Below are 21826 nucleotides of genomic sequence, written 5' to 3'. Positions count from 1 at the left end.
TAGGGGCTTGAAAGGCCGCCGTGAACTGCTGGAATACTGCTTGATAAGGGGCCGGGACCAGGGTCGCCGACCCGGTCGGCCGGGCGTCGGAGCGCAGCGCTCCGGTCACCGGCGCCCCCTTCCGCGCCCGGCGCACAAAAACATGGCCCCCAGGTTCCGGTTCCCCTTGAAAATTCCATGAGGTCGTCAAACTTGACTCTTGGTCGAGCGATTCAGGGAGCGGTCACGAAATACATCGGCTACCCTCGCCTCCCCCTTATCGGCCGCAGGCCCTGACACCCGCGCCATTGGAACAGGACGGCCTCTCGGCGAGGAACCCCTATCCTCGCCACCGACGTAGGGGCGCAGTAAGGGTCGGGTGACGGCACCGAAAAGTACCCGAAGTCAGCACATCTCCCCCCATGTGGGCGCCTGGCCGAGCAAGGCAGGGGGACAGGACGACGAAAAAGTGGCCATAGTCCGTGGCCGGTCCATCTTGCTACCCTGGCCCCTGTACGAGGGGCGAGCCCGGACAGATGCCTTGACCAAAGCAGTCCGGACTCCGGTTACCACTGAGTTCCGGCCAGGACGCGCACCTTGGAATCCCCAACTCCTCGACGAGGAACGGGGGATGGATACGGGGGAAATGGGGGATTGCCAATGATCGTGGACCGTGACGTCGAAATATCCCAATTGGCCGCGATGTTCACGGAGAGTGCCGGTGGTTCGGGGACCCTGGCAGTCATCTGCGGGGGCACCGCGACCGGCAAGACCGAACTACTGCATTTGCTCTGCAATCAGGCGACCGCGCAGGGTTTTCAGGCGCTGACCGCCATGGGAAGCCCCATGGAGCAGCCGTTCCCCTACGCGTTGGTGGAACAGCTCTTCCCCGACGTCGGCGACATCGCCGAGCACGAGGCTCCCGCGACACCGCCCGCGGCCGGCCACCTCGGCCCCTCCCCCGGCGAGCCGTGCGTACCGCCCCGCGTGCTGCGCCACGTGTACCGGAAGGCCGAGCAACTGGCCACCCAGGCACCGCTGCTGCTGGCCATCGACGACATGCAGTACGCCGACTCCGCATCCCTGCAGTGCCTCCTCTACCTCATCCGCCGCTTCCGGACGATGCGCATCAGCCTCGTCGTCACCGAGAGCACGCACCGCACCGCCGACCAGACCCTGCTGGGAGAGCTGCACTACCAGCGCGCCCGGCGGATCCCACTCGGCGCCCTCAGCCGGGCCGGAGTGGTCCGGCTGGTCGCCGAGGAGATGGGCGAGGAGACGGCCGAGCGACTTGCCGACGAATTCCTCGCGGTCAGCGGCGGCAATCCGCTGCTCCTGCGCGCCCTGATCCAGGACAGCACCCACCACCGCGGCCCGGCCACCGAGCCGCCCCGCGTCCTCATCTCCGACGCCTTCCAGCACGCCGCACTGGCCTGTGTGCACCGCAGCGGCCCCCACTACGTGAACATCGCCCACGGGCTCGCCCTCCTGGACAGCCATGGCGTGCCCACCCTCCTCGGCGAGCTGACCGGGGTCAGCCCGCAGACCGCGGCCCAGGGGGTCGAGGCGCTGGAGGAAGCGGGCCTGCTCCACGACGGGCGGTTCCGCCACCCCGCGCTGCGCTCCGCCATGCTGGGCGACATCCCGGCCGACACCCACACCTCACTGCTGCGTCGCGCCACCCGGCTGCTCCACGAGGAGGGCGCACCGCAGACCGTGGTCGCCGCCAGGCTGCTGGAATGCGGCCCCCTCGGCGAGGACTGGGAAGCGCCCCTGCTGCGCGCGGCGGCCGACCACTTCCTGGTCGCAGGACAGGGCAGTTCGGCGGCGCACTGCCTGCAACTGGCCAGCCGGTGCTGCTCCGGCGACGAGGCGCAGGCCCTCGTCTTCAAGGCAGCGGCGGCCGGCATCACCTGGCGGCTGGACCCGAAGACCGCCGTCTCCCAGCTCCAGTCGCTGGCCGTCTCCGCCCAGGAGGGTGCGATACCACTGGCCACCTCGCTCCAGCTGATCCGCGCCCTGCTGTGGAACGGCCTGGAGGACGAGGCGGTCAAGGTCGCCGACGGGCTGCCGACGACCGGCGACGAGCAGCAGTCCGACCCTCTGCTGCTCACCACCTGGATACGGCTCGCCTCCACCTACCCCGGCGCGCTGCGCAGGATGGGCGGGCCGCTGCTGGCCGTCGCGCCGGAGGGCTTTCCCACCGCGTCGGAGACGGACCCGCCGCAGCTGACCGCGGCCCACGCCGTGTTCTCTGCCGTCACCGGCCAGGGCGTCGAGTCGATCGCCGCCCAGGCCGAGCTGGTGCTCCAGTACGTACGTCTCGGCCAGCAGTCCATGGAGATGCCGCTGTCGGCGCTGCACGCCCTGATCTACATCGATCAGCTGAACCTCGCGGACTCCTGGTGCGACCAGCTGCTGGCCCAGTCGGCCAAGCGCCACGCCCCCGCCTGGGACGCGCTGCTGCTGAGCACCAAGGCCATGGTCACGCTGCGCAAGGGCAACCTGCCGGCCGCCCGCGACCAGGCCCTCGACGCCCTGTCCCGGTTCCCGGTCGAGGGCTGGGGCGTCTCCCTCGCCCTCCCCCTGGCCACCCTGATCGAGGCCAACACCGCCATGGGCGAGTACGACGCGGCGGCCGAACTGCTGGGCCGCCCGCTCCCCGACGCCGCCTTCCAGACCCGGTACGGGCTGCACCACCAGTACGCGCGCGGCCGGTACCACCTGGCCATGGAGCAGGACCAGGCCGCGCTCGCCTGCTTCCTGTCCTGCGGGGAACAGGCCCGGGCCTGGGGTCTTGACTCCCCCGGGTTCGTGCCCTGGCGCAGCGGAGCCGCCGAGGCGTGGCTACGGCTCAACAAGCCGGCCCAGGCCGCCGAGCTGCTGAACGAACAACTCGAACGCGCCCAGCCGTGGCAGCCCAGGGCCGTCGGCTCCGCGCTGCGGCTGCTGGCCGCGACCCGCACCTCGGCCCAGCGCCCGGGCCTGCTGAGCCGCGCCCTGGAGATGTTCCAGGCGGGCAGCGACCGGTACAACATGGCCCGCACCCTCGCCGACCTCGCCCAGGCTCAGCAGCAGCTGGGGAAGGGCGGCGAGGCCCGGCAAGTGGTGCGCCGCGCCTGGCGGCTGGCCCAGGAGTGCGGGGCGGAGCAGCTGCTGCGCGTCCTGCGGCCGGCCCTGCCGTACGACCGCTCGGCCTCCTGCGGCGGACAGAAGACGATGCGGGTCGAGTCGCTCACCGACGCCGAACGCCGGGTGGCGTTACTGGCCGCCAAGGGGCTGGCCAACCGGGAAGTGGCGGAGAAGCTCTTCATCACCGTCAGTACCGTCGAGCAGCACCTCACCAAGGTCTACCGCAAGTTCAGGATCAAACACCGTCATCAGCTGCCCGCCAGCCTGGGGTTCGACGATGCCGACATAGCCTGAGCCGGTGGCCGGGCCGGCCCGGCCGCCGCGGTGCCCACGGGCAGCAGCGCGTCCGCGAGCACGTCGATCACGGCTGCCCGGTGCTGCTCGATGTAGAAGTGGCCCCCGGGATAACGGTGCAGGGTGAACGCGCCGGTGGTGTGGTCCCGCCAGGCGCGGGCCTCCTCGTCCGTGGTCTCGGGGTCGGCGTCGCCCACCAGCACCGTGACCGGGCAGCCGACCCGGGCATCGGCGGCACCCCGGTACCCACCGGCGACCGCGTAGTCGGCGCGGATCACCGGGAGGAAGGCGTCCAGCAGCCCCGCGTCCTCCAGGATCGCCGCGTCCGCGCCGCTGAGCCGCCGCACCTCGGCCTTCACCTCGTCATCGGAGGGCAGCCGGGCGTCCGGGTCGTACCGGTGCCGGGAGGGTGCACGCCGCGCCGAGACGAACAGGCCGACCGGGGTGACGCCCTCCCGTTCCAGGATGCGGGCCAGTTCGAAGGCGACCGCACCGCCCATGCTGTGGCCGAACAGCGCCACCGGGCGCTCCAGGGTGCCCCGCAGCGCCGTGGCCACCGACCGGGCGAGCTCCTCGACGCTGGTGGCGGGCGGCTCCCAGCGGCGGTCCTGCCGGCCGGGGTACTGCACGGACAGCACCTCCACCGAGGGGATAAGCCCCTCGGACAGCGGGAAGTACGCATGGGCCGAGCCTCCCGCGTGCGGGAGGCACACCAGGCTGACGGCGCTGTCCGGGGCGGCGTGGAAACGCCGTATCCACAGCTCGTCGTCCTCGGTCCGGGGCATCGGTGGTTCCCATCCGGTCGTCGTTCCGGGCCCTCACCGCCGGCCCGTCCGGCCCGGCGTCCTGCCAGCGTGCTGCACCCTGGTCGCCGGGAAAACCCCTACCAGCCCCCAGAAACAGCAAGGCGGGCCCGCACATCTCACGATGCGCGGACCCGCCCTTGAGCCGTGAACCCCTACCCTCGCGGGGCAGGAAGGATCACTTTTCGGTCACTTGGTGACCTTGGTGACCTGGCCGGCGCCGACGGTACGGCCACCCTCACGGATGGTGAACCGCAGGCCCTCCTCCATGGCGACCGGCTGGATCAGCTGGACGCTCATGGTGGCGTTGTCGCCCGGCATGACCATCTCGGTGCCCTCGGTGAGGGTCACCACACCGGTCACGTCAGTCGTACGGAAGTAGAACTGCGGACGGTAGTTGTTGAAGAACGGGGTGTGGCGACCACCCTCGTCCTTCGACAGGATGTAGGCCGTGGCCTCGAACTCGGTGTGCGGGGTGACCGAACCCGGCTTGATGATGCACTGGCCGCGCTCGACGTCCTCGCGCTTGATGCCGCGGAGCAGCAGACCGACGTTCTCACCGGCCTGCCCCTCGTCGAGCAGCTTGCGGAACATCTCGATGCCGGTGACCGTGGTCGAGGTCTTCTCGTTCTTGATGCCGATGATGTCAACGTTCTCGTTGAGCTTCAGCACACCGCGCTCGATACGGCCGGTGACGACCGTACCGCGACCGGTGATGGTGAAGACGTCCTCGATCGGCATGAGGAACGGCTTGTCGACGTCACGCGCCGGCTCCGGGATCGACTGGTCGACCGCGGTCATCAGGTCCTCGACGGACTTGACCCACTGCGGGTCGCCCTCGAGCGCCTTCAGCGCGGAGACGCGGATGATCGGCGCGTCGTCGCCCGGGAACTCGTAGTCCGAGAGCAGCTCACGGACCTCGAGCTCCACCAGCTCCAGGATCTCCTCGTCGTCCACCATGTCGGCCTTGTTCAGCGCGACGACGATGTACGGCACGTTCGACTGGCGGGCCAGGAGCACGTGCTCCTTGGTCTGCGGCATCGGGCCGTCGGTGGCGGCGACCACGAGGACGGCGCCGTCCATCTGCGCCGCACCGGTGATCATGTTCTTGATGTAGTCCGCGTGACCCGGGCAGTCGACGTGGGCGTAGTGACGGGAGTCCGTCTGGTACTCCACGTGCGCGATGGAGATCGTAATACCGCGCTGCCGCTCTTCCGGAGCCTTGTCGATCTCGTCGAACGGCGTGTACGGGTTCAGCTCCGGGAACTTGTCATGCAGCACCTTGGTGATCGCCGCGGTAAGGGTCGTCTTACCGTGGTCGACGTGACCGATGGTGCCGATGTTGACGTGCGGCTTAGTCCGCTCGAACTTCGCCTTCGCCACTGGGGTCCTCCTGTGGAGTGGTTCTGTAACGCATCCGCGCTTTGCGGACGGGTTCAGGTGGTCTTACCGAACCGGCCAGGACCCCGAGGGGATGCCCGTCGCCGTATTCGTTATGGGGGGCCGGCGTCAGGGGACCCGCCGCGAAACGCCGTTTCGAGCGCTCCGCGACGGAATACCCATGTGCCTTTGCTCCAGCCTAAACGGTGAGGAATGCGGATGAACCCGCCTTACTCGCCCTTGGCCTTCGCGATGATCTCCTCGGCGACGTTCCGGGGAACCTCGGCGTAGGAGTCGAACTGCATGGAGTAGCTGGCGCGGCCAGAGGTCTTGCTGCGCAGGTCGCCCACGTAGCCGAACATCTCCGACAGCGGGACCAGACCGATCACCAGCTTGGCGCCGCTACGGTCCTCCATGGACTGGATCTGACCACGGCGGGAGTTGATGTCGCCGATCACGTCGCCCATGTAGTCCTCGGGCGTCGTGACCTCCACCTTCATCATCGGCTCGAGCAGGGCCGGGCTGGCCTTGCGGGCGGCCTCCTTGAAGGCCATCGAACCGGCGATCTTGAACGCCATCTCGGAGGAGTCGACCTCGTGGTAGCCACCGTCGAGAAGCACGACCTTGACGCCGGTCAGCGGGTAGCCGGCGAGCACGCCGAACTCCATGGCCTCCTGGCAGCCCGCGTCCACGGACGGGATGTACTCCCGCGGGATGCGGCCACCGGTGACCTTGTTCTCGAACTCGTAGCCGTCGCCCTCGAGCGGCTCCAGCGCGATCTGCACCTTGGCGAACTGGCCGGAACCACCAGTCTGCTTCTTGTGCGTGTAGTCGTACCGCTCGACCGCCTTGCGCAGCGTCTCGCGGTAGGCCACCTGCGGCTTACCGACGTTGGCCTCGACCTTGAACTCGCGCTTCATGCGGTCGACCAGCACGTCGAGGTGAAGCTCACCCATACCGGCGATGATGGTCTGGCCGGTCTCCTCGTCGGTCTTGACGCGGAAGGACGGGTCCTCCTCGGCAAGCCGCTGGATCGCGACGGCCAGCTTCTCCTGGTCGCCCTTGGACTTCGGCTCGATGGCCACCTCGATGACCGGGGCCGGGAAGTCCATGGACTCGAGGATCACCGGGTTCGACGAGTCGCAGAGGGTCTCACCGGTGGTGGTCTGCTTCAGACCCATGACGGCGACGATGTCACCGGCACCCACCGACTCGATCTCCTCACGCTTGTTCGCGTGCATCCGGTAGATCTTGCCGATGCGCTCCTTCTTGCCCTTCACCGAGTTCAGCACCTGCGTGCCGGCCGTCATGCGGCCCGAGTACACCCGGATGAAGGTGAGCTTGCCGAGGTGCGGGTCGCTCGCGATCTTGAACGCCAGCGCCGACAGCGGCTCGTCCTCGGTCGGACGACGCTTGATGACCTCGTCGGGGTCCTTGACCGAGTGGCCCTCGATCGCCTCGATGTCGATCGGCGACGGCAGGTACCGGACGACCGCGTCGAGCAGGGGCTGCACGCCCTTGTTCTTGAACGCGGTGCCGCAGAACACGGGGGTGACGGTGGTGCCGCCGCCCTTGCCGGAGGCGATGGTGATGCGGCGGATCGCCGCGTACAGCTGCTCCACGGAGGGCTCCTCGCCCTCCAGGTACAGCTCCATCATCTCTTCGTCGTTCTCGGCGACGGACTCCAGCAGCTTGCCGCGCCACTCGTCGGCGGCCTCGGCGTGGGTGTCCGGGATGTCGACGGTGTCGTACATCTCGCCCTTGGTCGCTTCGAGGTTCCAGACCAGCGCCTTCATGGTGACGAGGTCGATGACGCCCTTGAAGTCGGCCTCGGTGCCGATCGGCAGCTGCATGACCAGCGGCACCGCGCCCAGGCGGTCCGTGATCATGTCGACGCAGCGGTGGAACTCGGCACCGGTGCGGTCGAGCTTGTTGACGAAGCAGATGCGCGGCACGCCGTAGCGGTCCGCCTGACGCCACACGGTCTCGGACTGCGGCTCCACGCCGGCCACACCGTCGAACACCGTCACGGCACCGTCGAGGACGCGCAGCGAACGCTCCACCTCGACCGTGAAGTCGACGTGGCCCGGGGTGTCAATGATGTTGATCGTGTGATCGGTGTCCTCGAGCGGCCAGTGACAGGTCGTCGCGGCCGACGTGATCGTGATGCCGCGCTCCTGCTCCTGCTCCATCCAGTCCATCGTGGCAGCGCCGTCGTGGACTTCACCGATCTTGTAGCTCACACCGGTGTAGAACAGGATCCGCTCGGTGGTCGTCGTCTTGCCCGCGTCGATGTGGGCCATGATCCCAATATTGCGGACCTTGGCCAGGTCAAGTGAAGTGGTAGCCATAAGGCTTCAGTCTTCTCTCGGATCTCGATGGGGTAGCGACTACCAGCGGTAGTGCGCGAAGGCCTTGTTGGACTCGGCCATCTTGTGGGTGTCCTCGCGACGCTTGACGGAGGCGCCCAGACCGTTGCTGGCGTCCAGCAGCTCGTTCATCAGCCGCTCGGTCATGGTCTTCTCGCGACGGGCGCGGGAGTAGCCCACGAGCCAGCGCAGCGCGAGGGTGGAGGAGCGGCCGGGGCGAACCTCGACCGGCACCTGGTAGGTGGCGCCACCGACACGGCGGGAGCGGACCTCGAGGGTCGGCTTCACGTTCTCCAGCGCGCGCTTGAGCGTGATGACCGGGTCGTTGCCGGACTTCTCACGCAGGCCCTCCATGGCGCCGTAGACAATGCGCTCGGCGGTGGAGCGCTTGCCGTTCAGCAGGACCTTGTTGATGAGGGACGTCACCAGAGGAGAGTTGTAAACCGGGTCGATGATGACCGGGCGCTTCGGGGCGGGACCCTTACGAGGCATTCTTACTTCTCCTTCTTGGCGCCGTAGCGGCTGCGAGCCTGCTTGCGGTTCTTGACGCCCTGCGTGTCGAGGGAGCCGCGGATGATCTTGTAGCGAACACCCGGCAGGTCCTTCACTCGACCGCCGCGCACGAGCACGATGGAGTGCTCCTGCAGGTTGTGACCCTCACCCGGGACATAGGCGGTGACCTCGATCCCACTGCTCAGCCGGACACGCGCGACCTTACGGAGCGCCGAGTTCGGCTTCTTCGGCGTCGTGGTGAACACGCGGGTGCACGTGCCACGACGCTGCGGCGACCCCGCCAGTGCGGGAGTCTTGTTCTTCTCGACCTTGTCCTGGCGGCCCTTGCGGACCAGCTGCTGGATCGTAGGCACCGTTTCTCCGGTTTCTGTGTGCCGATCTCGATAAAGCTAACCTGGGGTTTCTCCGACCCACGCGGTCGGGTGTGTCGCGCACCGCAGCCCCCTGCGAATGTCAGGAGAGTGCAGATTGTTGGTGTCGACACCTCGGCCCCCCGTCGCGCTTGGCGCATACGGGAGCCCAGGGACACCCCAGGCACAAGGTCAGAGCGTACCTACCGCATCGGCTCCGGTCAAAACAAATGCACACGCGCTGGACACACCAACCCGGAGCATAGCCGCAGGGCGGCCACCCCGCCATGGGGTGACCGCCCTGCGAACAGATCCAGTGCTTACTGGTTGTACGGACCGTAGTCGTAGTCCTCCAGCGGGACCGCCTGGCCGGAGCCGGTGCCGAAGGGCGAGTAGTCGATGTCGTCGTAGCCGACGGCCGAGTACATCGCGGCCTTCGCCTCCTCGGTGGGCTCGACCCGGATGTTGCGGTAGCGGGACAGGCCCGTACCGGCCGGGATGAGCTTACCGATGATGACGTTCTCCTTGAGGCCGATCAGGGAGTCCGACTTGGCGTTGATCGCCGCGTCGGTGAGCACCCGGGTCGTCTCCTGGAAGGACGCCGCCGACAGCCAGGACTCGGTCGCCAGCGAGGCCTTGGTGATACCCATCAGCTGCGGACGGCCGGAGGCCGGGTGGCCGCCTTCCTGGACCACACGACGGTTCTCACCCTCGAAGCGCGTGCGCTCCACCAGCTCGCCCGGCAGCAGCTCCGCGTCGCCGGACTCGATGATCGTGACCCGGCGCAGCATCTGCCGGATGATGATCTCGATGTGCTTGTCGTGGATCGACACACCCTGCGAGTTGTAGACCTTCTGGACCTCGCCGACCAGGTGCACCTGGACGGCGCGCTGGCCGAGGATGCGCAGCACGTCGTGCGGGTTGGTGGCACCCACGGTCAGCGCCTGGCCGACCTCGACGTGGTCGCCCTCGCCCACCAGCAGACGGGCCCGCTTGGAGACGCCGTAGGCGGTCTCGTCGGAGCCGTCGTCCGGGGTGACGACGAGCTTCTTGGTCTTCTCGGTCTCTTCGATCCGGACGCGGCCTGCCGCTTCCGAGATCGGCGCGACGCCCTTGGGCGTACGGGCCTCGAACAGCTCGACGACACGCGGCAGACCCTGGGTGATGTCGTCACCGGCCACACCACCGGTGTGGAAGGTACGCATCGTCAGCTGGGTGCCGGGCTCACCGATGGACTGGGCGGCGATGATGCCGACGGCCTCGCCGATGTCCACCAGCTTGCCGGTCGCCAGCGAGCGGCCGTAGCACATGGCGCAGGTGCCGACGGCGGACTCGCAGGTGAGCACCGAGCGGGTCTTGACCGTCGCCACGCCGTGCCGGACCAGCTCGTCGATGAGCACGTCGCCCAGGTCGGTGCCGGCCGGGGCCAGGACCTTCCCGTCCACGACGATGTCCTCGGCGAGGCAGCGCGCGTACACGCTGGTCTCGACGTCCTCGGTCTTGCGCAGCACGCCGTCCGCGCCGGTGGACGCGATCGCGAGCTTGAGGCCGCGCTCGGTGCCGCAGTCCTCCTCGCGAATGATCACGTCCTGCGAGACGTCCACCAGACGACGGGTCAGGTAACCCGAGTCGGCGGTACGCAGGGCGGTGTCCGCGAGACCCTTACGGGCACCGTGGGTGGAGATGAAGTACTCCAGCACGGAGAGACCCTCACGGAACGACGCCTTGATGGGCCGCGGGATGGTCTCGTTCTTCGCGTTGGACACCAGACCACGCATACCGGCGATCTGACGCATCTGCATCATGTTTCCACGCGCGCCCGAGTCGACCATCATGAAGATCGGGTTGGTCTTCGGGAAGTTCGCGTTCATCGCCTCGGAGACCTCGTTGGTCGCCTTGGTCCAGATCGCGATCAGTTCCTGGGTGCGCTCGTCCTTGGTGATCAGGCCGCGCTCGTACTGCTTCTGGACCTTCTCGTCCTGCGCCTCGTAGCCCGTGATGATGGCCTTCTTGGCCTCGGGCACGACGATGTCGGAGATGGCGACGGTGACACCGGAGCGGGTGGCCCAGTGGAAACCGGCCGCCTTCAGGTTGTCCAGCGTCGCCGCGACGATCACCTTGGGGTAGCGCTCGGCGAGGTCGTTGACGATCTCGGAGAGCTGCTTCTTGCCCACCGAGTAGTCGACGAACGGGTAGTCCTCGGGCAGCAGCTCGTTGAAGAGCGCCCGACCCAGCGTGGTGCGCAGCCGGAAGCTGTCGCCCTGCTGCCAGGCAGGCTCGCCCTCTTCCGGAGCCGGCGGGGTCCAGCCGCGGGGCGGGACGGTGCCGATCGGGAAGCGGATGTCGATCTTCGCCTGGAGCGACAGCTCCCGGGCGTCGAACGCCATGATCGCCTCGGCGGTGGAGCCGAAGGACCGGCCCTCGCCGATGACCTTGCGCTCCTCCTCGTCGGTGGTGAGGAAGAACAGACCCAGCACCATGTCCTGGGTCGGCATGGTCACCGGCCGGCCGTCGGCCGGCTTGAGGATGTTGTTCGAGGACAGCATCAGGATGCGGGCCTCGGCCTGGGCCTCCGCGGACAGCGGCAGGTGCACGGCCATCTGGTCACCGTCGAAGTCCGCGTTGAACGCGGTGCAGACGAGCGGGTGAATCTGAATGGCCTTGCCCTCGACCAGCTGCGGCTCGAAGGCCTGGATGCCGAGGCGGTGCAGGGTCGGCGCACGGTTCAGCAGCACCGGGTGCTCGGCGATGACCTCTTCGAGCACGTCGTACACGACCGTGCGGCCGCGCTCGACCATGCGCTTGGCCGACTTGATGTTCTGCGCGTGGTTGAGGTCCACCAGGCGCTTCATCACGAACGGCTTGAAGAGCTCCAGCGCCATGGCCTTGGGCAGACCGCACTGGTGCAGCTTGAGCTGCGGGCCGACGACGATGACGGAACGGGCCGAGTAGTCGACGCGCTTACCGAGCAGGTTCTGACGGAACCGGCCCTGCTTACCCTTCAGCATGTCGCTGAGGGACTTCAGCGGACGGTTACCGGGACCGGTCACCGGGCGGCCGCGGCGGCCGTTGTCGAACAGCGCGTCGACGGCCTCCTGCAGCATCCGCTTCTCGTTGTTCACGATGATCTCGGGGGCACCGAGGTCAAGGAGACGCTTGAGGCGGTTGTTCCGGTTGATCACACGGCGGTACAGGTCGTTCAGGTCGGAGGTCGCGAAGCGGCCACCGTCCAGCTGCACCATCGGACGCAGGTCCGGCGGGATCACCGGGATGCAGTCCAGCACCATGCCGTTGGGGCTGTTGCGGGTCTGCAGGAAGGCGGAGACGACCTTGAGGCGCTTGAGCGCACGGGTCTTCTTCTGGCCCTTGCCGGTCCGGATGATCTCGCGGAGCTTCTCGGCCTCCTCGTCGAGGTCGAAGGACTCCAGGCGCTTCTGCAGCGCAGCCGCGCCCATGCCGCCCATGAAGTACGTGCCGAAGCGGTCACGCAGCTCGCGGTAGAGCAGCTCGTCGCCCTCCAGGTCCTGGACCTTGAGGCTCTTGAAGCGGTTCCACACCTCGTCGAGACGGTCGATCTCGCGCTGGGCGCGGTCGCGCAGCTGCTTCATCTCGCGCTCGGCGCCCTCGCGCACCTTGCGGCGCACATCGGCCTTGGCGCCCTCGGCCTCGAGGTCGGCCAGGTCCGCCTCGAGCTTCTTGGCACGGGCCTCCAGGTCGGCGTCGCGGCGCTGCTCGATCTGCTGACGCTCGACGGAGACGTGGGCCTCCAGCGAGGGCAGGTCGCGCGTACGGCGCTCCTCGTCCACCCACGTGATCATGTAGGCGGCGAAGTAGATGACCTTCTCGAGGTCCTTCGGGGCGAGGTCGAGCAGGTAGCCCAGGCGGCTGGGCACGCCCTTGAAGTACCAGATGTGGGTGACGGGTGCGGCCAGCTCGATGTGGCCCATCCGCTCACGGCGCACCTTGGCGCGGGTGACCTCGACGCCACAGCGCTCGCAGATGATGCCCTTGAAGCGGACGCGCTTGTACTTGCCGCAGTAGCACTCCCAGTCCCGGGTCGGACCGAAGATCTTCTCGCAGAAGAGTCCGTCCTTTTCGGGCTTCAGGGTGCGGTAGTTGATGGTCTCCGGCTTCTTGACCTCGCCGTGGGACCACTGACGGATGTCGTCAGCGGTGGCAAGGCCGATCCGCAGCTCGTCGAAGAAGTTGACGTCGAGCACTTGTCGTCAATCCCTCTTTCAGGGTCGTGTCTTCGGGTCTGACTGGGGGTCCGGGGAGAGGCCGGGGCGGTGCGTACGAGCCGCCCCGGCCAGACCCGTCAGACCTCTTCGACGCTGCTCGGCTCGCGCCGCGACAGGTCGATGCCGAGCTCCTCCGCAGCGCGGAAGACGTCCTCGTCGGTGTCGCGCATCTCGATGGACATGCCGTCGCTGGACAGCACCTCCACGTTGAGGCACAGGGACTGCATCTCCTTGATGAGCACCTTGAAGGACTCGGGGATGCCGGGCTCGGGGATGTTCTCGCCCTTGACGATGGCCTCGTAGACCTTCACGCGGCCGGTGACGTCGTCGGACTTGATGGTCAGCAGCTCCTGGAGGGCGTACGCGGCGCCGTAAGCCTCCAGCGCCCACACCTCCATCTCTCCGAAGCGCTGGCCACCGAACTGAGCCTTACCGCCCAGCGGCTGCTGGGTGATCATCGAGTACGGGCCGGTGGACCGGGCGTGCAGCTTGTCGTCCACCAGGTGGTGCAGCTTGAGGATGTACATGAAGCCGACCGAGATCGGGTCCGGGAACGGCTCGCCGGAGCGGCCGTCGAAGAGCCGGGCCTTACCGGAGGGCTGGACCAGGCGGTCGCCGTCGCGGTTCGGGATCGTCGACTCGAAGAGACCGGCGATCTCGTCCTCGCGGGCGCCGTCGAAGACCGGGGTCGCGACGTTGGTGCCGGGCTGGACCTCGTCCGCGCCGATCGCCTGCAGCCGCTGCATCCACTCCTCGGAGCCCTCGACCTTCCAGCCACGGGAGGCCAGCCAGCCGAGGTGGATCTCCAGGACCTGTCCCGGGTTCATTCGGGACGGGACACCCAGCGGGTTGAGGATGATGTCGACCGGGGTGCCGTCCTCCAGGAACGGCATGTCCTCGACCGGCAGGATCTTCGAGATGACGCCCTTGTTGCCGTGGCGGCCGGCGAGCTTGTCACCGTCGGTGATCTTGCGCTTCTGCGCGACGTAGACGCGGACCAGCTGGTTCACGCCCGGGGGCAGCTCGTCGCCCTCCTCGCGGTCGAAGACGCGGACGCCGATGACCTTGCCGGTCTCGCCGTGCGGCACCTTCAGCGAGGTGTCACGGACCTCACGGGCCTTCTCACCGAAGATCGCGCGCAGCAGGCGCTCCTCCGGGGTCAGCTCGGTCTCACCCTTCGGGGTGACCTTGCCGACCAGGATGTCCCCGGCGATGACCTCGGCGCCGATGCGGATGATGCCGCGCTCGTCGAGGTCGGCCAGGACCTCCTCGGAGACGTTCGGGATGTCCCGGGTGATCTCCTCGGGGCCGAGCTTGGTGTCCCGGGCGTCGACCTCGTGCTCCTCGATGTGGATCGAGGAGAGAACGTCGTCCTGCACCAGCCGCTGGCTGAGGATGATCGCGTCCTCGTAGTTGTGGCCCTCCCACGGCATGAACGCGACGAGCAGGTTCTTGCCGAGCGCCATCTCGCCGTCCTCGGTGGACGGGCCGTCGGCCAGCACCTGGCCGGTGATGACGCGCGCGCCCTCGTCGACGACGACCTTCTGGTTGAAGGAGGTGCCCTGGTTGGAGCGGGAGAACTTGGCGATCCGGTAGGTGGTGTAGGTGCCGTCGTCGTTGGCCACCGTCACGTAGTCGGCGGAGACCTCTTGGACGACACCGTCCTTCTCGGCCTTGATGACGTCGCCGGCGTCGACCGCGCAGCGGTACTCCATGCCGGTGCCGACCAGCGGGGACTCCGCCTTGATCAGCGGCACGGCCTGGCGCATCATGTTCGAGCCCATGAGCGCGCGGTTGGCGTCGTCGTGCTCGAGGAAGGGGATCATGGCGGTCGCGACCGACACCATCTGGCGCGGCGAGACGTCCATGTAGTCGACCTCGGAGCCGGGCACGTAGTCGACCTCGCCACCACGGCGGCGGACCAGGACGCGGTTCTCGGCGTACGTGTTGTCCTCGGCCAGCGGCGCGTTCGCCTGGGCGATGACGAAGCGGTCCTCCTCGTCGGCGGTGAGGAAGTCCACCTTGTCGGTGACGACACCCTCGTGGACCTTGCGGTACGGGGTCTCGACGAAACCGAACGCGTTGACCCGGCCGTACGAGGCGAGCGAGCCGATCAGACCGATGTTCGGGCCTTCCGGCGTCTCGATCGGGCACATGCGGCCGTAGTGCGAGGGGTGCACGTCACGGACCTCGAAGCCGGCCCGCTCACGGCTCAGACCACCCGGGCCCAGCGCCGACAGGCGGCGCTTGTGGGTCAGACCCGACAGCGGGTTGGTCTGGTCCATGAACTGCGACAGCTGGCTGGTGCCGAAGAACTCCTTGATGGAGGCGACGACCGGCCGGATGTTGATCAGGGTCTGCGGCGTGATCGCCTCGACGTCCTGGGTGGTCATCCGCTCGCGGACGACGCGCTCCATACGGGCCAGACCGGTGCGGACCTGGTTCTGGATCAGCTCGCCGACGTTCCGCAGGCGGCGGTTGCCGAAGTGGTCGATGTCATCGGTCTCGACGACGATCGTGTCGCCGGCCTCGCCGGCCGTCTCGGTCTCCCCGGCGTGCAGCTTGACCAGGTACTTGATGGTCGCGATGACGTCGTCGGTGGTCAGCACGCCGGCGTCGAGGGGGGCGTCCGCGCCGAGCTTCTTGTTGACCTTGTAGCGGCCGACCTTGGCGAGGTCGTAGCGCTTCGGGTTGAAGTACAGGTTCTCCAGCAGCGTCTGGGCGGCCTCACGCGTCGGCGGCTCGCCCGGGCGCAGCTTGCGGTAGATGTCGAGCAGCGCATCGTCCTGGCCCTGGGTGTGGTCCTTCTCCAGGGTGGCGCGCATGGACTCGTACTCGCCGAACTCCTCGAGGATCTGCTCGGTGGTCCAGCCGAGCGCCTTGAGCAGGACGGTGACGGACTGCTTGCGCTTGCGGTCGATGCGGACGCCGACCATGTCGCGCTTGTCGATCTCCATCTCCAGCCAGGCACCCCGGGACGGGATGATCTTGGCGGAGAAGATGTCCTTGTCGGACGTCTTGTCGATGGAGGAGTCGAAGTACACACCCGGCGAGCGGACCAGCTGCGAGACGACGACACGCTCGGTGCCGTTGATGCAGAAGGTGCCCTTCGGCGTCATGAGCGGGAAGTCGCCCATGAAGACCGTCTGGGACTTGATCTCACCGGTCTCGTTGTTGGTGAACTCGGCGGTGACGAAGAGCGGCGCGGCGTACGTGAAGTCGCGCTCCTTGCACTCGTCGATCGAGTTCTTCGGCGGCTCGAAGCGGTGATCACGGAAGGTCAGGGACATCGACCCGGAGAAGTCCTCGATCGGGGAGATCTCCTCGAAGATCTCTTCCAGACCGGACTTGGTGGGGACGTCCTGACCACTGTCCAGCGCAGCCTCGACGCGAGCCTTCCAGGCGGCATTGCCGAGCAGCCAATCGAAGCTCTCGGTCTGCAGTGCAAGGAGGTTCGGAACCTCGAGGGGCTCCTTGATCTTCGCAAAGGAGATGCGCAGCGGGGCGGTGCTGGCGCCATTGTTCGTATTGGCAGTCGAGGCGTTGCGCGAGGCGGCCAAGAGGGGGTCCTTCCGAGGGCTCGGACTCACTACGCGCGTACCGGTCCCACCGCGAACCCATGGATGAAATCCCTGGTCAGGGTATTTTCATCGGCAGTGCTCAAAGGTGGGTATGCCCCTGGTGACGGGCAGGGAGCAGCTAACAGGCAGCGCAAAGGGTCAGTGTAGCCACTTGGCACACTGATGTCCAGCGCCGAGTTTCTGAGACCGGCAGCGCCAATCTCTCCCTCCGGTGAGGGGGCACGCCCCTCGTTGTCCTTCATACGCCTGGTCGGCAGCCCGCGCGTCGCCGGCGCATATCGATACTGCCCGCTCCGCCGACGATCCATGCCTCGGACTTACGGATCGGTGTGACGTCGCGTCCCGAGAATTGCGCGCTGCGTGCCGTTCGTCAAGGCCCCCCACTCCGGCGAGATCGTCACAGGGCGTGGCGACGGGCAACGAAGATCACCATACCTGCCGGAACCGGAAAGTCAGCGTAGCCGTCCCAAGAACACCGAAGGGCGACCACCCCAACGGGTGATCGCCCTCGCGGCACAGCGGGTCATCCGACCCGTGGGGTCACTTGACCTCGACCGAGGCGCCGGCGGCCTTGAGGGACTCGGCGGCCTTCTCGGCGGCCTCCTTGCTGACCTTCTCGACGACCGGCTTCGGGGTGCCGTCGACGAGGTCCTTGGCCTCCTTCAGGCCCAGGGAGGTCAGCTCACGCACGACCTTGATGACCTGGATCTTCTTGTCGCCGGCGCCGGTGAGGACGACGTCGAACTCGTCCTGCTCCTCGACGGCCTCGGCAGCGGCGCCCGCGCCACCCGCGGCGGGGGCGACGACGGCGGCCGGGGCGGCGGCGGTGACGTCGAACTTCTCCTCGAAGGCCTTCACGAACTCGGAGAGCTCGATGAGGGTCATCTCCTCGAACTGCGCGAGCAGGTCGTCCTGGCTGAGCTTCGCCATGATGGCGGTCCTTCCACTAGTTCGGCAGGTGCCGGATGAAAATGGTGGCGGGCTTCTTCCGGGCCCGCTGCGACCGGGGCCGAGTTACTCGGCGGCCTCGGCCTCGGCGGGAGCCGGCTCGCCGGCACCGCCCTGCTCGTCCACCTTGGCCCGAAGCGCCTCCGCGGTGCGGATGAACTTCGAGAGCGGGGCCTGGAAGAGCGCGGCAGCCTGGGACTGCTTGCCCTTCATGGCGCCCGCCAGCTTGGAGAGCAGCACCTCGCGGGACTCGAGGTCCGCGAGCTTCTTGATGTCGTCGGCGGACAGCGCCTTGCCATCAAGGACACCGCCCTTGATGACGAGCGCGGGGTTGTCCTTGGCGAAGTCACGGAGACCCTTCGCCGCCTCGACCGGGTCACCGGTCACGAAGGCGACGGCCGACGAACCTGTGAACAGGTCGTCGATCTGGTTGATCCCGGCCTCGTTGGCCGCGATCTTGGTCAGCGTGTTCTTCACCACACGGTACTGGGCGTTCTCACCGAGCGAACGGCGCAGCTCCTTGAGCTGTGCGACGGTGAGACCGGTGTACGCGGTCACAACGGCGCCGTTCGAGGTGCTGAACTTCTCCCGCATCTCGTCGACGGCGTCGACCTTGTCGGGACTCGCCATGAGCCTCGGCCTCCTTCCGGGTGATGAGGACCGCATCGGCCTGAAGGAAGGAGGCTGAACAACACGAAAACGCCCCGGCGCAGGCGCACGGGGCGTGACTCGACCGCACGGACCCACGGCCCGTTCGGGAGTTCTCACCACAGTCACCTGCGCGGGTCGTCCGCAGCTAGCGGATCCTTCAGCCGCCGTACCCCCTTGCGGAGACACAGCGACAACCAGCGGTCTTTGGCTTCTGCAGCAGATTACGCGAACGGGCCGCGGCCGGGCAAATCAGCTACGGGCGCATCAGCTGCTCGGCGACTGCGCTCCGGCGCCGCCGGCCATCTGGTCGAAGCTCACGGTGTCCGAGGAGGACGGCTCCTGGACCGTGACCTTGGTGCCGTAGTCCGAGTAGAAGACCGTCGAGTCGTAGGGGCCGTTGTTGCTCTTGGCCTGCTCACGCTTCTTGACCAGCAGGTTCTTGCTGTCGATCCACAGATCGATGGTCTCGGTCTCCATGCCGGACTGCTCCATCTGCTTCTGCAGCGCGTCCAGGTCCGACTGGCTCATGTCCTTGGACTGCATCTTGGTCAACTCGGAGACCTTGACCGTGCCCGTGTAGTGGGTGGTCTCTGCGCCCTTGACGTCCTCCGAGCCCACCTTCTTCACCTTGCCCGAGGCCATCAGCAGCTGCACCGACCGCGACGGGTTGTTGTTCTGCATCTGGTCCTTGAGGAAGGCACCGGAGGCGCCCGCCTTCTGGGCCAGGGCGTCGTAGTCGTACTTGATCCAGTGCTTGCCGCCGCCCGCCTGCTGGGCGAACTCGTCGCCCATGTTCATGAACATCGCGTCGGGCGTGTACCGCGCCTGGAGGGGCTTGCCCGCGATCGGGCTGGAGGCTATGGCCCCGCCCTTCTGCGTGATGGTCATGTTGGCGTTCATGCCGTCCGCCCAGTCCATGGCGCCGGACAGCTCGGAGGACTGGGTGCCCATCTGCGTGGAGCCGTCGACCTTGGCCGAGTGCTGCTCGTCCGTGCGCTGTGAGGCGAGCTTCAGGGCCGCCAGCGGGCTGCCCACCGACTGGCCGCCGCTGTCGCCGTTGCCGCCCGCCTTGTCGCCATCGGACTTGTCGCTCCCGCACGCGGTGAGTCCGGCCATCAGAACAATGCCACAGGCCGCGATCACGCAACGCACGCCCACATGAGTACCGCGCACGGTTCCCCCTTATTTTTCTTTTACGACTGTCGATCAGAACCCTATCGAGGGCCGCCGACAGCAACGCGCCGGGCCCCCGCCTCTCTTCACGAGAGGCGGGGGCCCGGCGGTTCCGGTCAGGGAAGGGCTCAGACGGCCTCGTCCTCGACCAGCAGGTTGCGGGTGCGGTTGGCGTCCAGCGGGATGCCGGGGCCCATCGTCGTGCTCAGGTTCGCCTTCTTGATGTAGCGGCCCTTCGCGGCGGACGGCTTGAGACGGTTGATCTCCTCGAGCGCCGCGGCGTAGTTCTCCACCAGCTGCGTCTCACCGAACGACACCTTGCCGATGATGAAGTGCAGGTTGGCGTGCTTGTCGACGCGGAACTCGATCTTGCCGCCCTTGATGTCCGTGACGGCCTTGGCCACGTCCGGGGTGACGGTGCCGGTCTTCGGGTTCGGCATCAGACCACGCGGACCGAGCACGCGGCCGAGGCGGCCGACCTTGCCCATGAGGTCCGGGGTGGCGACGACGGCGTCGAAGTCCAGGCGGCCCTTGGACACCTCGTCGATGAGCTCGTCGGAGCCGACGATGTCGGCGCCCGCGGCCTCCGCGGCCGCAGCACGGTCACCGGTCGCGAAGACCAGGACCCGGGCGGTCTTACCGGTGCCGTGCGGCAGGTTCACGGTGCCGCGGACCATCTGGTCGGCCTTGCGCGGGTCGACGCCCAGGCGCATGGCGACCTCGACGGTCGCGTCGAACTTGCTCGGGGAGGTGTCCTTGGCGAGACGGACGGCCTCGAGCGGGGCGTACAGGCGCTCCCGGTCGATCTTGGCGTCCGCAGCGCGGAGGGACTTGCTGCGCTTGCTCAACTCTGCTCCTGATGTATGTGTGCGGAGTCGTGGTCCGGACCGCGCATTGGCCCTGCCACGGTGGTGCTACGGGGTGGCTGTCAGCCCTCGACCGTGATGCCCATGGAGCGGGCGGTGCCGGCGATGATCTTCTCGGCGGCGTCCAGGTCGTTGGCGTTCAGGTCGGGCATCTTGGTGGTGGCGATGTCGCGGACCTGGTCGCGGGTGATCTTGGCGACCTTGGTCTTGTGCGGCTCGCCGGAGCCCTTCTCCACGCCCGCGGCCTTGAGGATCAGCTTCGCGGCCGGCGGAGTCTTGGTGATGAAGGTGAAGGAACGGTCCTCGTAGACCGTGATCTCCACCGGCACGACCATGCCGCGCTGCGACTCGGTCGCGGCGTTGTATGCCTTGCAGAACTCCATGATGTTGACGCCGTGCTGACCCAGCGCGGGGCCGACCGGCGGGGCCGGGTTCGCGGCACCGGCCTGGATCTGGAGCTTGATCAGCCCCGTGACCTTCTTCTTCTTGGGAGGCATGCTCTCTCCGGGTCTTAGTGAGAGGTGGTCCGCCCCCACTCCGGGTCATCCGGATGGAGGCATACCGCACAACGATAACGGGTATGGCTGTGCGGCCTGAAACCGAGCAGGTCAGACCGGCCCCAGGAGGGCCCGTCTGACCTGTCGGAAGGGTGGGGAAGAAGCGTCAGTTCTTCTGGATCTGGTCGAAGCTCAGCTCGACCGGGGTCTCCCGGCCGAAGATCTCGACCAGGCCCTTGACCTTCTTCGAGTCGGCGTTGATCTCGTTGATCGTGGCCTGGAGCGTGGCAAACGGGCCGTCGGTGACCGTGACCGAGTCGCCCACCTCGAAGTCCAGCACCTGGACCTCGACCTTGCGGCTGGGCGCCGGGGCGCCGCCCTCCTCGGCGGTGGCCTTGGCGGCCTTCTCCTCGGCCTCCGGGGCGAGCATCTTGACGATCTCGTCCAGGGTCAGCGGGTACGGGTCGTAGGCGTTGCCCACGAAGCCGGTGACACCGGGGGTGTTCCGCACGACGCCCCAGGACTCGTTCGTCAGGTCCATGCGCACCAGCACATAGCCGGGGAGCTTGTTCTGACGGACGTTCTTCCGCTCGCCGTTCTTGATCTGGACGATCTCTTCTTCGGGGACCTCGGCCTGGTAGATGAAGTCCTCGACGTTCAGCGAGACGGCGCGCTGCTCCAGGTTGGCCTTCACGCGCTTCTCGTAGCCCGCGTAGGTGTGGATCACGTACCACTCGCCGGGCAGCCCGCGCAGCTCCTCGCGAAGGGCCTCGACCGGGTCGACCTCGACCTCGGCCTCGGCGGCCTCGACGTCCTCAGCGGCCTCGACGACGGCCTCGTCCTCGTCCTCGACGTGGATCGCGGCCGTCTCGGCGGGCTCACCCGCGGCGGCGTCGGCGGCTTCAGCCTGGTCGGAGTCCGCCGCCTCGACGATGTCGAGCTCGTCCTCACGGGACTCGACGGGCTCGGCGGCGTCGTTCAGGTTCGGGTCAGACACGGTGGCTGCTTCTTCCTGGCTTCAAGGGGTGGAACGTGCGAAGGGGCGCCAC

14 protein-coding genes are annotated in these 21826 nt (G+C 67.6%); 1 reads left to right on the top strand and 13 read right to left on the bottom strand.

Annotated elements, in window-relative coordinates; translation table 11 throughout:
* Positions 1–639: 639 nt before the first annotated feature.
* Positions 640–3405, top strand: coding sequence for an AAA family ATPase (locus ACH4SI_RS24800; protein WP_398299099.1), 2766 nt, complete (start codon positions 640–642; stop codon positions 3403–3405).
* On the opposite strand, the gene ACH4SI_RS24795 is transcribed toward ACH4SI_RS24800, so the two are convergent.
* The 13 genes from ACH4SI_RS24795 to nusG form a co-directional block, all read right to left on the bottom strand.
* Positions 3360–4190 (bottom strand): thioesterase II family protein, encoded by an 831-nt coding sequence (locus ACH4SI_RS24795; protein WP_398299097.1) that lies wholly within the window; start codon positions 4188–4190, stop codon positions 3360–3362. The two genes, ACH4SI_RS24800 and ACH4SI_RS24795, sit on opposite strands and share 46 nt — an antisense overlap.
* Positions 4191–4397: 207 nt before the next feature.
* Positions 4398–5591, bottom strand: a complete 1194-nt coding sequence (tuf, locus tag ACH4SI_RS24790; RefSeq protein WP_398299095.1) for an elongation factor Tu — start codon at positions 5589–5591, stop codon at positions 4398–4400.
* A 227-nt stretch (positions 5592–5818) separates the two neighbouring features.
* On the bottom strand, positions 5819–7939 hold the full coding sequence (gene fusA / locus ACH4SI_RS24785; RefSeq protein WP_398299093.1) for an elongation factor G: 2121 nt from the start codon (positions 7937–7939) through the stop codon (positions 5819–5821).
* Positions 7940–7978: 39 nt separating this feature from the next.
* On the bottom strand, positions 7979–8449 hold the full coding sequence (gene rpsG / locus ACH4SI_RS24780; protein ID WP_014178748.1) for a 30S ribosomal protein S7: 471 nt from the start codon (positions 8447–8449) through the stop codon (positions 7979–7981).
* 2 nt (positions 8450–8451) lie between these two features.
* The gene (gene rpsL / locus ACH4SI_RS24775; RefSeq protein ID WP_014054153.1) at positions 8452–8823 is read right to left on the bottom strand and encodes a 30S ribosomal protein S12; all 372 of its coding nucleotides are present in this window, start codon (positions 8821–8823) and stop codon (positions 8452–8454) included.
* Positions 8824–9140: 317 nt separating this feature from the next.
* Complete coding sequence (locus tag ACH4SI_RS24770; RefSeq protein ID WP_398299091.1) at positions 9141–13040, bottom strand: DNA-directed RNA polymerase subunit beta'; 3900 nt, start codon at positions 13038–13040, stop codon at positions 9141–9143.
* A gap of 98 nt (positions 13041–13138) precedes the next feature.
* Positions 13139–16621 carry a DNA-directed RNA polymerase subunit beta gene (gene rpoB, locus ACH4SI_RS24765; protein WP_398299089.1) on the bottom strand — a complete coding sequence of 1161 codons (3483 nt, stop codon included), beginning with the start codon at positions 16619–16621 and terminating at the stop codon, positions 13139–13141.
* 561 nt (positions 16622–17182) lie between these two features.
* Positions 17183–17572 (bottom strand): 50S ribosomal protein L7/L12, encoded by a 390-nt coding sequence (gene rplL, locus ACH4SI_RS24760; protein WP_398299087.1) that lies wholly within the window; start codon positions 17570–17572, stop codon positions 17183–17185.
* 84 nt (positions 17573–17656) lie between these two features.
* Positions 17657–18220 (bottom strand): 50S ribosomal protein L10, encoded by a 564-nt coding sequence (gene rplJ / locus ACH4SI_RS24755; protein ID WP_398299085.1) that lies wholly within the window; start codon positions 18218–18220, stop codon positions 17657–17659.
* 285 nt (positions 18221–18505) lie between these two features.
* Positions 18506–19357: a hypothetical protein gene (locus ACH4SI_RS24750; RefSeq protein WP_398299083.1), complete on the bottom strand. Its 852-nt coding sequence runs from the start codon at positions 19355–19357 to the stop codon at positions 18506–18508.
* Between the two features lie 185 nt (positions 19358–19542).
* The gene (rplA, locus tag ACH4SI_RS24745) at positions 19543–20262 is read right to left on the bottom strand and encodes a 50S ribosomal protein L1 (protein WP_398299081.1); all 720 of its coding nucleotides are present in this window, start codon (positions 20260–20262) and stop codon (positions 19543–19545) included.
* An 80-nt stretch (positions 20263–20342) separates the two neighbouring features.
* Entirely contained in the window at positions 20343–20777 is a 435-nt protein-coding gene (rplK, locus tag ACH4SI_RS24740) for a 50S ribosomal protein L11 (protein WP_009715899.1), read from the bottom strand.
* Between the two features lie 166 nt (positions 20778–20943).
* Positions 20944–21774 (bottom strand): transcription termination/antitermination protein NusG, encoded by an 831-nt coding sequence (gene nusG, locus ACH4SI_RS24735; RefSeq protein ID WP_398299079.1) that lies wholly within the window; start codon positions 21772–21774, stop codon positions 20944–20946.
* Positions 21775–21826 lie beyond the last annotated feature (52 nt).

The organism is Streptomyces sp. NPDC021212, from assembly GCF_044332925.1.
GTDB lineage: Bacteria > Actinomycetota > Actinomycetes > Streptomycetales > Streptomycetaceae > Streptomyces.
The sequence above is the reverse complement of the archived record's forward strand: the minus strand, read 5'-3'. Positions and strand labels throughout refer to the sequence as shown.